Origin of the sequence: Paracoccus salipaludis (assembly GCF_002287065.1) — a bacterium.
Taxonomy (GTDB): domain Bacteria; phylum Pseudomonadota; class Alphaproteobacteria; order Rhodobacterales; family Rhodobacteraceae; genus Paracoccus; species Paracoccus salipaludis.
Map to the genome: position 1 here is coordinate 1 of NZ_NSJZ01000132.1, position 559 is coordinate 559.

At 46.5% G+C, this 559-nt stretch carries 2 protein-coding genes; both read left to right on the forward strand.

Annotated elements, in window-relative coordinates; translation table 11 throughout:
• A partial coding sequence (locus CK240_RS19090) for a hypothetical protein (protein ID WP_205957931.1) occupies positions 1-266 on the forward strand: 266 nt, incomplete at its 5' end.
• 40 nt (positions 267-306) lie between these two features.
• On the forward strand, positions 307-559 hold a 253-nt coding region (locus CK240_RS18510; protein WP_205957932.1), incomplete at its 3' end, for a hypothetical protein.

The window sequence follows — 559 nt, forward strand, 5'->3', positions numbered from 1 at the left end:
GCTACTCGATTGATCCAGCGGAGCTGTCACGGGCGTTCGACTTGGAACCTCTTGAGGGTTCGAAAAGAAGCGATGCAGAACCAGATAGAACCCTCCTGCTCGAACGCATCAATGCGCTAGAGGCCATGCTGAACCGTGAGAGGGAAATATCAGGCGATTTGAAGGAAGACCGAGACCGCTGGCGACAACAGGCGACCGCCTTACTGACCGATCAGCGCGCAGTCACCAATGAGCCTAAGTGGTGGCCATGGAAAAGACGTCCCTGATTTACTTCATGGCCAGCTCAATTAAACCTTAGGAGTAAAAATGGCAAATCCTATTGTTTTAAATCATAATGCAAGAATAGGAAAAATTTCAGCAGAGGCTGATGAAGAATTTCTATTTGAGTGTTTCGTAGACTCTCCCGCGTTTGCAGAATTTAAGCACATTGGCTCTCCAAAGATGCTATTGCTTGGAAGCACGGGTGCAGGGAAAACAGCTATTGTAAAAAAACTACAGCAAGAAAACATTGGATCGAATTTAATCCAGCTTGATGAAATGGCTCTTGGCTATCTCGGTA